The sequence below is a fragment of the Achromobacter sp. 2789STDY5608615 genome, assembly GCF_001298995.1.
Classification (GTDB): domain Bacteria; phylum Pseudomonadota; class Gammaproteobacteria; order Burkholderiales; family Burkholderiaceae_B; genus Achromobacter; species Achromobacter insuavis.
In genome coordinates this window covers 99725-112590 of sequence record NZ_CYTY01000015.1, presented here as the reverse complement: position 1 = coordinate 112590, position 12866 = coordinate 99725, and the positions used below count along the sequence as shown (strand labels likewise).

Below are 12866 nucleotides of genomic sequence, written 5' to 3'. Positions count from 1 at the left end.
TCAGTGTGTTGCGGGAGTGTTCAGAGGGTCGCAATCGTAACCCGTAATGGTGAGCGAGAAGCCCGCCATGCTGGGCATCTTGCGCGGCCGGGCCAGCAGCCTCATCTGGCCCACGTTCAGGTCGCGCAGGATCTGGGCGCCGATGCCGTAGGTGCGCAGGCCGAAACGGTCGGCGTTGGCGGGGTTGGCATTGGCCTTGGGGTCGTTCCAGCCGGCGATCTGCGCGAACAGGTGTTCGGTGGAGGACTGGCAGTTCATCAGCACCAGCACGCCGGCCGGCGCCTGCGAAATGGTCTGCAGGGCCTGCGCCACGCCCCAGCTGTGCGGGCTGGCGCCGGTATCCAGCACGTCCAGCACCGAGGCCGGCTCGTGCACGCGCACCAGGGTCTCGACGTCAGGCGTCACGGTACCATGCACCAGCGCCAGGTGGGCCGAGCCGGTGGCCGCGTCTTCGTAGGCCACGGCCTCGAACGTGCCCCAGGCGGTCTGCATGCTGCGCTTGCCGACGCGCTTGACGATGGATTCGTGCTCGCTGCGGTATTGGATCAGGTCGGCGATGGTGCCGATCTTCAGGCCGTGTTCGCGGGCGAATTCGACCAGGTCGGGCAGGCGCGCCATGGTGCCGTCCGGCTTGAGGATCTCGCAGATCACGGCGGCCGGGGTCAGGCCGGCCATGGCGGTCAGGTCGCAGCCCGCCTCGGTGTGGCCGGCGCGCACCAGCACGCCGCCGGGCACGGCGCGTACCGGGAAGATATGGCCGGGCTGGACCAGGTCGGACGGCTTGGCGTCGCGCGCCACCGCCACCTGGATGGTGCGGGCGCGGTCGGCGGCCGAAATGCCGGTCTCGACGCCTTCGGCGGCCTCGATCGACTGGGTGAAATTGGTGCCGTATCGCGTGCCGTTGCGGGCCGCCATCAGGGGCAGGTCCAGCTGGCGGCAGCGCTCTTCGGTCAGGGTCAGGCACACCAGCCCGCGGCCGTGGGTGACCATGAAGTTGATGGCTTCGGGCGTGACGAATTCGGCGGCCATGACGAGGTCGCCTTCATTTTCACGGTCTTCCTCGTCAACCAGGATGACGATGCGGCCGGCGCGCAGCTCGGCGATGATCTCGGCGACCGAGGCGATATCGAAGGATTCCGGCTCGGAGCCGGGCAACGGGGACAACTGGACGGACATGGCGGGCACGCAAACCAGGCGGGAAAGCCCGGATTTTACCGCCCCTGGCGCCATATCCCCTACCGGACCGCGCCGCCCCCGCCCAAACAGGGCCGTCCGGTTAAACTTTCGGCCGGAGAACACCCCATAAAACCAAGGAAAAACGCCATGCAAGCCCTTGCGGCCATGCCTTCGACCGTCGCGGCGGGGATCCGCGTCGTGCTCACCGACATCGACGACACCCTGACCACCGAAGGCCGGCTGCCGGCCGACGCCTACGCCGCCCTGGAACGCCTGGAACAGGCCGGCATCCAGGTGGTGCCGATCACCGGCCGCCCGGCCGGCTGGTGCGACCACATCGCCCGCATGTGGCCGGTGCGCGCGGTGGTCGGCGAGAACGGCGCGTTCTACTACGCCTACGACCGCCAGGCGCGCCGCATGGTCACGCACTACTGGACCGACGCGGCCTCGCGCCAGGCCAGCCGCAAGCAGCTGGACGCCATCCGCGACCGGGTGCTGGCCGAGGTGCCCGGCGCCGCCGTCGCCAGCGACCAGGACTACCGCGTGGCCGACCTGGCCATCGACTTCTGCGAGGACGTGCCGCCCCTGCCCGAGGCCGACATCGGCCGCATCGTGCGCATCTTCGAAGACGCCGGCGCCCAGGCCAAGGTCAGCTCCATCCACGTCAACGGCTGGTTCGGCGACTACGACAAGCTGACCATGACGCGCACCCTGTTCCAGCGCGAATTCGGCATCGACGTGGCCAGCGCGCTCGACAGCACGCTCTTCATCGGCGACTCGCCCAACGACGAACCGATGTTCGCCTACTTCCCGGTCTCGGTCGGCGTGGCCAACATCCAGTCGCAGCTGCACCGCCTGACGCGCCGGCCCGCCTACGTGGCCGCGTTCCATGGCGGCGCCGGCTTCACCGAGATGGCCGACCGCCTGCTGGCCGCCCGCGCCGTCACCGCCTGAGGCACGCACCGTGGCCACCACCAAACCCGCCGCCCCCGCCGCCAACGACGGCCGCCGCAGCATCCAGTCCATCGAAGTCGGCGTGCCGCTGCTGGCCGCGCTGGTCGACGCCGCCAAGCCGTTGACGCTGCGCGACCTGGCCGCCGGCGCCGGCATGACCTCGGCCAAGGCCCACCCCTACCTGGTCAGCTTCATCCGCGTCGGCCTGGTGCAGCAGGACAGCATCACCGGCCAGTACGAGCTGGGGCCGTTCGCCCTGCAGATGGGACTGGTCAGCCTGCAGCGGCTGGATCCGGTGCGCATCGCCATGCCCGAGATCGCCAAGCTGCAATCCGAGATCGGCCACACCCTGGGGATCGCGGTGCTGGGCTCGCACGGCCCCACCATGATCCACATGACCGAGGCCAGCTACCCGGTGCACGTGAACATGCGCAAGGGCACCGTGATGTCCATGCTGCACACCGCCACCGGCCTGGTGTTCGCGGCCTGGCTGCCGCCCAAGGTCAGCGAGCACTACATCGCCCGCGAGGAAGGCGACACCGCCGTCATCGCCAGCGTGCCGCCGCCGCGCAAGGCCACCCGCGCCAACATCGAGGCGCAACTGGCCGACATCCGCGTGCACGGCATGGCGCGCGCCCTGGGCAACCCGCTGCCGGGCGTCGACGCCCTGTCGGTGCCGGTATTCGACAACACCGGCAACATCGTGCTGGCGCTGACCAGCCTGGGCCCCACCGGCCTGTTCGACGTGTCCTGGGACGGCGCCATCGCCCGCCCCCTGCTGGCCTGCGCGCAGGAAATCTCGCGCAAGCTCGGCTACCGCGCCTGACCTTTCTCCCCGCCTGACCCACGCCCCGCGGCGGATCTCCCGATCCGCCCGCGGGCCGTCGCCTCGTTCGCGCAGAAACGAATCCCAAGCGAACAAAACGAACAAATCCCGAAAAAAAAAGGCAGGGACTTTCCCAAGTGTCCGTCCCCCGCTTGTATGTTTGAATTCAGTTACCAGTCATATTCAGACCTATAAGAGGAGACATACGATGCGCGCATTGCGTCACCTGCAAGCGGCCTCGCTGGCCGCGCTCGCGTTCGGCGCGTTCGGGGCGTCCACCGCCCACGCCGCCGACACCTGCCCGAACCGGGGCGACCTGGACCAGATGTACTGCGACGCCAACAAGGACCTGGTGGCCGACACGCCCACCGATCCGGCCAAGCTCAAGACGCCGTCGACCCTGGTGTTCACCTACACCCCGGTGGAAGACCCGGCGGTGTACGAAGACATCTTCAAGCCGTTCACCAAGCACCTGTCCGAATGCACCGGCAAGCGCGTGGTGTTCTACCAGGTGCAGAGCAACGCCGCCGAGATCGAGGCCATGCGCTCGGGCCGCCTGCACGTGGGCGGCTTCTCCACCGGCCCCACCGCCTTCGCCGTGAACATCGCCGGCGCGGTGCCGTTCGCCGTCAAGGGCTACGCCGACGGCTTCCAGGGCTACAACCTGATCGTCATCGTCAAGAAGGACAGCCCTTACCAGAAGCTCACCGACCTCAAGGGCAAGAAGCTGGCGCACACCGCGCCGTCGTCGAACTCCGGCCACATGGCGCCCGTGGCGCTGTTCCCCAAGGAAGGCCTGACGCCCGACAAGGACTACAAGGTGGTGTTCTCGGGCAAGCACGACCAGTCCGTCATGGGCGTGAACTCGGGCGACTACGACGCCGCCGCCGTGGCCTCGGACGTGTTCAAGCGCATGATCGAGCGCGGCCAGGTCAAGGAAGCCGATTTCCGCGTCATCTACAAGAGCGAGAAATTCCCCACCTCGTCGTTCGCCTACGCGCATGACCTGGAGCCGAAGTTCCGCGACCAGATGCTCAAGTGCTTCTACGACTACCGCTTCCCGGCCGAGATGTCCAAGGCCTTCGACGGCGCCGACCGCTTCTATCCGGTGACCTACCAGAAGGACTGGGCCATCGTGCGCCAGGTCGCCGAATCCGGCGGCGAAAGCTTCAACCGCGCCGCCTACGACCGCGAATCCGCCAAGAGCAAGAAGTAATCAGCATGACGACGTCGCTACGCATTTCCGGCCTGGTCAAGGAATACCGGGCCGGCCGGCCGGTACTGAACGGCATCGACCTGCAGATCGCGGGACGCGGCCTGACCGCCATCATCGGCCCCTCGGGCACCGGCAAGAGCACGCTCCTGCGCTGCATCAACCGGCTGATCGAGCCGACCCGCGGCGAGATCGTGCTGGAGTCCGGCGACGGCGCGGTCGACCTGGCCCGGGTGCGTGGCGCGTCGCTGCGGCGCGCGCGCCGGCGCATCGGCATGGTGTTCCAGGAATACAACCTGGTCGAACGCCTGACCGTGATGGAAAACCTGCTGACCGGACGGCTGGGCTACACCGGCGCCTTCAAGGCCTGGACCCGCCGCTTCGAGCCCGACGATATCGAGCACGCCTACCAGCTGCTCGATACCGTGGGCCTGGCGGGCTTCGCCGACCAGCGCGCCGACGCCCTGTCGGGCGGCCAGCGCCAGCGCGTGGGCATCGCCCGCGCGCTGATGCAGCGCCCGCAGTTGCTGCTGGCCGATGAGCCGACCTCGTCGCTCGACCCCAAGACCTCGGTCGAGATCATGGAATTGCTGGCGGCGCAGGGCGACGCCAGCGGCATCCCCGTGATCGTCAACATCCATGACGTCGAACTGGCGCGGCGCTACGCCGGCCGCATCGTCGGCATGTCGGGCGGCCACGTGGTCTATGACGGCGACGGCCACGGCCTGGACGCCACCATGCTCAAGACCATCTACGGAGGCGAGTCTTGGCTGGCGTAATGACTCCTCGTCCGTCCCACCCGCGGCCCTTCGCGCTGTCCGGCCGCGCCAAGGCCGGCGTGCTGCTGCTGGTGCTGTACACGGTCTACGCGGCCGCGCAGCTGGACTTCAGCTGGGCCCGCTTCGAAAGCGGCATGGGCCACGCCTCGACCTTCCTGGCGCGCATGTTCCCGCCCAATTTCGAGAAGCCCGCCACGCTGTGGAAGGGCATCGCCGAAAGCCTGGAGATCGCCGTGCTGGCCTCGGTGCTGGGCATCCTGTTCGCGCTGCCCGTGGGCCTGCTGGGCGCGCGCAACCTGATGCCGGCGTGGGTCTCGTGGCCGGCCCGTTCGCTCGTGGCGCTGTGCCGCGCCCTGCATCCGGTGATCGTCGCCATCCTGTTCGTCAAGGCCGTGGGCTTTGGCGCGCTGGCCGGCATCCTGGCGCTGACGGTGGCCTCGATCGGCTTCATCGGCAAGCTGTTCACCGAGGCCATCGAGGAAATCTCGCTCAAGCAGGTCGAAGCGGTGCGCGCCACCGGCGCCTCGTTCGCCAACGTGCTCGCCTTCGGCGTGCTGCCGCAGGTGTTCGCGCGCTTCATCGGCTTTGCCACTTACCAGTTCGACTCGAACCTGCGCAACTCCACCATGGTCGGCATCGTCGGCGCCGGCGGCGTGGGCGGCACGCTGTTCTCGGCCTTCCAGCGCTTCGACTACGACTTCGTCAGCGCCATCCTGCTGACCCTGATCGCCATCATCATGCTGGGCGAGATCCTGGCGGGCTTCGTGCGCGCCGTGTTCCTGGACAACCTGGGCTTCGACCGCATCCTGCAGGGCCGCTTCGCCGGCGCCCGCGGCCTGGGCTCCAGCGCCTCCAAGGCGGCCTACCGGGCCGCGCGCAAGACGGAGGCGGACAAATGAACACGCACGCCCCCACCCTGCCCACCGCCAACGCGCCGCGCGTCTGGCACCGCTACAGCCTGGGCCAGCGGCTGCTGCGCTTCGCCCTCTACCTGCTGCTGGTGGCCGCCATCGTGCAGGCCATCCGCGGCGTCGAGGTCATCCCGGAGTTCCTGTACGACGCGCCCGAGCAGATGGCCGACCTGTTCCAGCGCATGTGGCCGGTGGACTGGGCCCACTATCGCGGCGGCGTGCACGACGCGCTGATCGAGACCCTGCACATCGCCACGCTCGGCACCATCCTGTCGGTCATCATGGCGGTGCCCGTGGGCCTGCTGGCGGCCAACAACCTCACGCCCAGCAAGACCATCAACATGCTCGCGCGCCTGGTCCTGGTGTCCAGCCGCTCGGTCAACTCGCTGGTCTGGGCGCTGCTGTTCATCGCCATCTTCGGCCCCGGCGCGCTGGCCGGCACGCTGGCCATCGCGTTCCGCTCCATCGGCTTCGTCGGCAAGCTGGTGGGCGAAGCGATCGAGGAAGCGCAGCGCGGCCCGATCGAGGCCGTCACCGCCACCGGCGCCAGCAAGGCCTCGGTGATCTGGTACGCCTACTGGCCGCAGATCCGCCCGGCGTTCTGGTCCATCGTGCTGCTACGCTGGGACATCAACGTGCGCGAATCCGCCGTGCTCGGCCTGGTCGGCGCCGGCGGCATCGGCATGGCGCTGGACACCGCGCTCAACCTGTTCCAGTGGGACCGCGTCGCGCTGGTGCTGGCCGCCATCTTCGTGGTGGTGGTGCTGGCCGAGATCCTCATCACCCAGGCGCGCAAGCGCATCCTCTGACGCGCCCGCAAACGACGTTCCTTTGCGCCGCCTGGCAACGGGCGGTTTTTTTTGCCCGCGCGGGACGCATCAGAAGCGGATCGCGAGATTGGCCCGCACCCCATGATCCCGCGCCGCGCTGGCTAACTGCCCCTGGTAGGCCAGGCCGAAGCTGGTGCTGCGCGTGACCTGCAGATCCAGGCCCGCCTCGATCACCGCGCTGTCACGGGCGATGGCCACGCCCGCCACCGTGAACGCGTCGCCGGCCGAGAAGGCCTGCGTCGTCACCGGCGTGACGTCGCCCAGCGCATGACGCCAGCCGAGCGACCCGCGCGCCATGGCCTGCGCCCGGCCCAACGCGAAGCCGGACGCGGCCCGCAGGCCCAGCGTCGTGAAGCGGGTCTCGGTGGTCTGCCCGCTGGCGTGCAGCGCGGCGGGGCCGCCGCTTTCACGATAGCCGTCGGTGCGCAGGTTGACGTAGGCCAGGCTGGCGAACGGTTCGAGCGCGACGGCCGCCATCTCGATGCGATACCCCAGGTCGATGAAGGCCTGCGCGGTGCCGCCGTCATAGCTGGCCTTGAGGCGGTCGGCCAAGCCCGGCATGGCGACCGAGCGGCGCGTGGCGATGTCGTGCCAGCTATAGGCCAGCCCGCCGCGCAGGCCCCACGCGCCCCATTGGCCGCCGCCGTAGGCGCCCAGGTGGTAGTTGTCGCTGTGGCCGGACGACGCGCGGTCGTTGACGTCGAAGTCGGTGCGGCTGTAGCCCGCCATCAGGCCAAGCCGCCAGGCGTCGCCGACCGGCGCGTCGACTCCCATCAGGAAGCCGCCGGTCGGACTCTTGGCGCGGGCGGCATTGCCGTCGCCGTCGATCCGGCTCCAGCTGCCCGTGCCCTGGATCCAGCTGGCGGGCCCGTTCAGGTCGGCCGGCAATGGCGCGCCGCCGCCGAGCGCCGCCACCAATGGCGCGGGACCGGTGCCGTTGCCGGCGGCCGCGCGCAGGCGGCCGCTCATGGCGTCGCGCAGGTAACGGCTGTCCTGCAGCAGCAAGGTCTTGGCCGAGGCGTGCAGCTCGCCGGACAACTGATCGAAGCCGGCTCGCAGCGCGCCCGCATCGTCCGGCAGGCGCACGACGGCGTCATACAGCGCATGCCCGCCGGCCAGGCCGATGCTGTCGATGGCCGCGGCCGCGGCGCGCTGATTGCGCGTCGCGCCCTTCGACGCCATGCCGGCCTGGTTGCGCGCCAGGTTCAGCGACACGCGGCCCGCGCCGTAGTCGTAGTCCAGGCTGGGCGTGAGGAACGCGAAATCGGACGACACGGTATCGAAGCGGCCGGACAGCGTGCCGTCCACTTCCATGATCGTGTAGCTGGCGCGCAGACCGTAGTTGCCGCTGGCGCCGATGTGCACGACCGAACCGCCGTTGAGCGTGGCGTTGCCGGTGACGTGGACGCGGTCGGCGCTGCCGCCCGCGGGGTCGGCCTCGACCAGATAACGCGCCCCCGGCTGCATCACCAGGTCGCCGTCGATGGTCAGCATGCCGATCGAATTGCCCGGTGACAACACGCCGCCATTGGCCACGGTGACCCTCGACCCCACGCCAGCGCCGATCGTGCCATTGCCGCCCAGCACGCCGCCATCGGCCACCGTGAACGAACCGCCCAGCCGGCCGTTGATCGCCAGCCGGCCGCCATTGACGAGCGTGCGGCCGGTGAAGCCGGAACCGTCGCCCTTCAGGTCGAGCACGCCCTCGCCGGCCTTGATCAGGTCGCCGCTGCCCGACAGCGCACCGGTCAGGCCCAGCGTGGTGTTGGCGGCCACGTCGAAGCCGCCCGACTGCGTCACGGTAACGGCGCGCGCCGTATCGAACGTCGCGGTGGTCGCCAGCATGCCGCCGCCCTCGAGTGCCAGGCCGCCCGCGGCAGCGCCGAGGTTGGCGTCGCGCTCGACCTCCAGCGCGCCGCCCGTGACGCGCGTGCCGCCGCTATAGGTGTTGGCGCCGCTCAACACCAGCGTCCCGGCGCCGGCCTTGGTCAGCGTCGTGCCGTTCCAGCCGGTCGCGGCGTTGGCGGCCTGGTCGGCCAGCGCCGCGCCCACCGTGAACCGATCCGTGGCGTTGGCCAGCGTGAACGTGCCATGCGCCAGGCTGTTGCCGGCGGTCCAGGTCAGGCCGTAGCTGGCCAGGTATTGGCGGCTGTCGGCCGACTTGCGCGTGTTGACGCTCAGATAATCCACCGCGCCAGCGAAGCCGCCGGTGCTCAGCGTGGCGAAGTCGCCGTTGATGGCGGTGGCGGCGTCGATCAGCACGACATCGGTAAGGGTCGTGCTTGCAATGCCGCCCAGCCGGAAGGTCACGTCGGCGCCGAGCGTGACGATGTTGGCGCGCAGCGGCACGTTCCCGCCCGCCATGATGTCCAGCACCGTGTGGTCCGCCATGTCGAGTTCCCCCGACACCGCCAGCGTCGCCGGCCCCCGCAGCGCCAGCGTGCTGCCGGCGCCCGACACTTTCAGATCGGCCGCCACCCGGTTGGCCGCGCCAACGCCGCCATCGCCGTATTGCAGCGTCCCGCCCGTCACTTCCGCCGCCCCGCCCAACTGGCCCAGCACCACCAGCCGACCGCCCGACACCGTGGTCTTGCCCAGGAAGGCGCCATTGGCGCCCGTCAGCAGGGTGGTGCCGGCCACCTGGTTCAGGCCGTGGATGCCGCTGCCCACGCTCGACAGCCGCGTCGCGAAGCGATAGGCCGTGTCGGTATGGTTGAAGTTCAGCGTGGCGCGGCCGGCGCCGAACTCGAGCGCGGCCGCATTGAGCGTGCCGGCGCCCGCCGCCGGCTCGGACACGGGCGCGCCGATGTTCAGCGTGCCCGAGCCGCCGAACGGGAATATCGCGCCGTTGACCAGCGAGACGGTGCCGTTGCCGCCCACGCCGACATTGACGCTGCCGCCGTCGGCGATGGTCAGCGTGCCGGCGCCTGCGCCCAGACCGAACCCCAGGTTCATCGCGCCGGCATTGTTCCAGGTCGCGCCGGCGCCGCTGACCACCACATCGCCGCTGCCGCCCACGCTGCCCACGAAACTGTCGGTGTTCGACACCAGGCCGCCCGCGCCGATGTTCAGCACGCCCCGACCCGACACATCGCCCACCCGCAGCATGCCGCCGTTGACCCAGGCCGAACCGGATCCCGACACGTTGACGGTCCCGCTGCCATTCTGGTTGCGCCCGATGTAGCCGTCGTTGCTGGTCACATACCCGCCAGCCAGGATCGATACGCGGCCCTGCCCGCCTTCCGACCCGACCAGCAGCGCCGCGCGATTGCTCCAGAGCGACCCGGCATCGGCCACCGTCACTGTCGCCACGCCGTTCTGCAGCGCATCGACCGTGGCGAACTGGTTCGAGACCGTGCCGCTGTTGGAGACGCTCAATTCAGCAGGCCCGGCGCCGCCGACGAACAGATTGCCGGTGAGGGCCCAGGTCGACCCGGAATTGGATACCTTGACCCTGGCCGTGGCGCCGGCCGCCACGCCGGCATCGATCCGCCCTTCCTCCGTGCCCAGTACGTTGAGGATCCGCAGTTCGCCGCCGCTGACGGTGGTATCGCCGTTGAAGCGCGCGCTGTCGCCCAGCAATTGCGTGATGCCGGCGTAATGATTGAGCTGGTGGCGGCCCGCCGCGCTGCTGACCAGCGCCGAACTGAAGAGCACCGTGCTCACCGAGTTGAAGTTCAGCGTGCCCCTGCCCGCCCCAAAGCGGACCTCCGCCACGTCCAGCACGCCCGCGGCATCGGTGGACACGCTGCCGGGCGCGCTGCCGATGTTGATGACGCCGACCGCGCCGGGATTGCGGGCCAGCTCGGCAAACCCCTGGCCATTCGCGCCCACCGTGACCGAGCCGTGGTTGGCGAGCGTCAGCGTGCCGCTGCCGCTGGCGCCGACGACCAGGCTGCCGTTCATGATCCAGTACGCGCCCAGGCCCGAGACCTTCGCCGTGCCCACGCCGCCCGTCGTCAACCCCAGCCACCCACTGGCGCTGCGCACGGCCGCCCCCGGGGGTTCGATCTGCAGCGAACCGGCCGCGGTATTGCCGACGATGAGGTCATTGGCATCGCCCCAGTTCACCACGGGCGTCACGTCGCCGGTCACCGCCGCGCCGGCCACCGCCTGCGCGGCGGGCACGGCGCAGGCCAGCGCCAGGACGGCCGCCAGCGCCATGGCGGGCGCCCCGCCCTTGGCCCGCCCCCGGGCGTGCTCGCTGGCCACCTACCACTGGCCCGTGGCTCGGCTCTGGACGATGCGATAGGTGCGGTTAATGGGCCTCTCTTCTTTCTTGTCATGGCCCGTCGCCGGCAGTGCCGGGGCGGGCGCGAATGGATCTCGAGGCCCCGCGAAAAGCGTCCGGCCCGCCAATTACAATTAGAAAAGTTCGACCCCGCTTTGCCTATCACTGAAACTGGGTAATTGAGCGGACGCAATCAACGCCCAGAATGTCGGTCGAACGGCTTGCGGACGATTGTTGATGCACCGCAACCCGGTCTATGCTCGAACGAGCATTTGTGAAATAAATATGACCGGTCATCAAACCTCCCTCCCCCTTTGATTAAGATCTCGGCTTTTGCCGTTGGACACCCGCCGCCATGTCGGAACAGGAACTGAAACTGCACGTGCCCACGGCTTCCCGCCAGGCCGTGCTGCGAGAGATCAAGCAACGCGAGGCGACGCGCATCCGCCTGCATGCGATGTACTTCGACACGCCCGAGCGTGAACTGGCCAAGGCCCGCATCGCCATTCGCCTGCGCCAGGAAGGCCGCGACTGGGTGCAGACCCTCAAGATGCCCGGCATCAACGCCATCACCCGCATCGAACTGAACCACCCGCGGCCCGGCCCCGTGCTCGACCTGTCGGTCTACGCCGGCACCGAAGTCGAGGCCGCGCTGGCCGCCATCAAGGGCGAACTCGGCCTGCGCTATGAAACCGACGTGCAGCGCATGCTGCGCAAGGTGCGCACCCGCTACGGCACGGTCGAGCTGGCCTATGACACCGGCATCCTGCGCGCCGGCGCGCTGGAGCTGCCGATCTCCGAACTCGAATTCGAACTGGTCTCGGGCCGCCCCGCCGCCATCTTCGCGGTCGCGCGCGGCTGGCAGCAGCGCCACAGCCTGGTGCTGGACCCGCGCAGCAAGTCCGAGCGCGGCGACGCGCTGGCCCAGCTGGCGCAGCGCCTGGCCGACGTTGACGCCATCCCCGGCGACGACCTCGACAGCCGCCGCGCCCAGGCCATCGCCCAGTTCTGGGCGCCGCGCGGCGCCGCCGCCGTCAAGCTGCGCGAAGACATGACCGCGCCCCAGGCCATGGGCCGCATCGCCGCCGAATGCCTGGACCAGATCGCGCGCAACGCCGCGGTGCTGGCCGAGGTCGACACCGAAGGCGTGTACCGCGCCGGCAACTCCGAACACGTGCACCAGCTGCGCGTCGGCATCCGCCGCCTGCGCTCGGGCTGGAAGCTGTTCGACGGCTGGATCGCGCCGGTCCCCGACGCCATCATGCAGGGCGTGCGCGCGCACTTCGCCGCCTTCGGCGCCAACCGCGACCAGGACGTGCTGAACGAAACCGTGGCCCCCGCGCTGATGCGCGCCGGCATGCCGGTCATCCCCATGGAAGCGGCGCCGCCCGAACAGGACGCCCGCGCCATCGCCGGCGGCAAGGCCTTCCAGGCCTGGCTGCTGGAATTGCTGGAATGGAGCCTGGACGTGCCGCCCGCGGTGCCGACCAGCGACGGCCTGCCGATCGCCAACGGCATGCCCAGCGACGTCGCGCCCGAACCAGCCATCCGCCTGGAAGGCGGCGTCGCCGGTCCCAGCGTCAAGCCCACCATCATCCCGATGCTGGCGCCCGAGCCCGACGCGCGGCAGCTGCACAAGCAGCTGGCGCGGCGCCTGCATCGCTGGCACAGCAAGGTGGCCGACCAGGGCACCCAGTTCGCCGCGCTCGACATCCCCACCCGCCACGACCTGCGCAAGCGCGGCAAGCGCCTGCGCTACAGCCTGGCCTTCGCCGAATCGCTGTTGCCGCCGACCAAGCTGCGCGGCTACCGCAAGCTGCTGTCGCGGGTGCAGGACATCCTGGGCGAGATCAACGACCTGGCCGTCGCCAAGGACTGCTACGAGTCGTGTACGGCCACGCATCCGCAGGCCTGGTTCGCGCTGGGCTGGATCAGCGCGCGCCTGG

Annotated in this window: 9 protein-coding genes; 7 read left to right on the top strand and 2 right to left on the bottom strand. The window is 69.7% G+C overall.

Annotated elements, in window-relative coordinates:
- Positions 1 to 1176, bottom strand: coding sequence for a bifunctional 3,4-dihydroxy-2-butanone-4-phosphate synthase/GTP cyclohydrolase II (ribBA, locus tag AOZ49_RS15255; RefSeq protein WP_054428927.1), 1176 nt, complete (start codon positions 1174 to 1176; stop codon positions 1 to 3).
- Positions 1177 to 1323: 147 nt separating this feature from the next.
- Here ribBA and AOZ49_RS15250 point away from each other — a divergent pair, with 147 nt between their 5' ends.
- The 6 genes from AOZ49_RS15250 (at position 1324) to phnE (AOZ49_RS15225) (ending at position 6668) form a co-directional block, all read left to right on the top strand.
- Positions 1324 to 2130 carry an HAD-IIB family hydrolase gene (locus AOZ49_RS15250; protein ID WP_054428928.1) on the top strand — a complete coding sequence of 269 codons (807 nt, stop codon included), beginning with the start codon at positions 1324 to 1326 and terminating at the stop codon, positions 2128 to 2130.
- Between the two features lie 10 nt (positions 2131 to 2140).
- The gene (locus AOZ49_RS15245; protein WP_054428930.1) at positions 2141 to 2956 is read left to right on the top strand and encodes an IclR family transcriptional regulator; all 816 of its coding nucleotides are present in this window, start codon (positions 2141 to 2143) and stop codon (positions 2954 to 2956) included.
- Between the two features lie 208 nt (positions 2957 to 3164).
- Positions 3165 to 4172, top strand: a complete 1008-nt coding sequence (phnD, locus tag AOZ49_RS15240; RefSeq protein WP_054476210.1) for a phosphate/phosphite/phosphonate ABC transporter substrate-binding protein — start codon at positions 3165 to 3167, stop codon at positions 4170 to 4172.
- 5 nt (positions 4173 to 4177) lie between these two features.
- Positions 4178 to 4948, top strand: a complete 771-nt coding sequence (gene phnC / locus AOZ49_RS15235) for a phosphonate ABC transporter ATP-binding protein (protein WP_054476208.1) — start codon at positions 4178 to 4180, stop codon at positions 4946 to 4948.
- Positions 4948 to 5847 carry a phosphonate ABC transporter, permease protein PhnE gene (phnE, locus tag AOZ49_RS15230; protein ID WP_054428934.1) on the top strand — a complete coding sequence of 300 codons (900 nt, stop codon included), beginning with the start codon at positions 4948 to 4950 and terminating at the stop codon, positions 5845 to 5847. Before phnC ends, phnE (AOZ49_RS15230) begins: the two co-directional genes overlap by 1 nt.
- On the top strand, positions 5844 to 6668 hold the full coding sequence (gene phnE / locus AOZ49_RS15225; protein ID WP_054428937.1) for a phosphonate ABC transporter, permease protein PhnE: 825 nt from the start codon (positions 5844 to 5846) through the stop codon (positions 6666 to 6668). Before phnE (AOZ49_RS15230) ends, phnE (AOZ49_RS15225) begins: the two co-directional genes overlap by 4 nt.
- A gap of 69 nt (positions 6669 to 6737) precedes the next feature.
- On the opposite strand, the gene AOZ49_RS31775 is transcribed toward phnE (AOZ49_RS15225), so the two are convergent.
- Positions 6738 to 10901 carry an autotransporter domain-containing protein gene (locus AOZ49_RS31775; protein ID WP_156355662.1) on the bottom strand — a complete coding sequence of 1388 codons (4164 nt, stop codon included), beginning with the start codon at positions 10899 to 10901 and terminating at the stop codon, positions 6738 to 6740.
- A gap of 374 nt (positions 10902 to 11275) precedes the next feature.
- Between AOZ49_RS31775 and AOZ49_RS15215 the strand changes: the two genes are divergently transcribed.
- Positions 11276 to 12866: CYTH and CHAD domain-containing protein (locus AOZ49_RS15215; protein WP_054476207.1), on the top strand; the 1591-nt coding region annotated here is incomplete at its 3' end.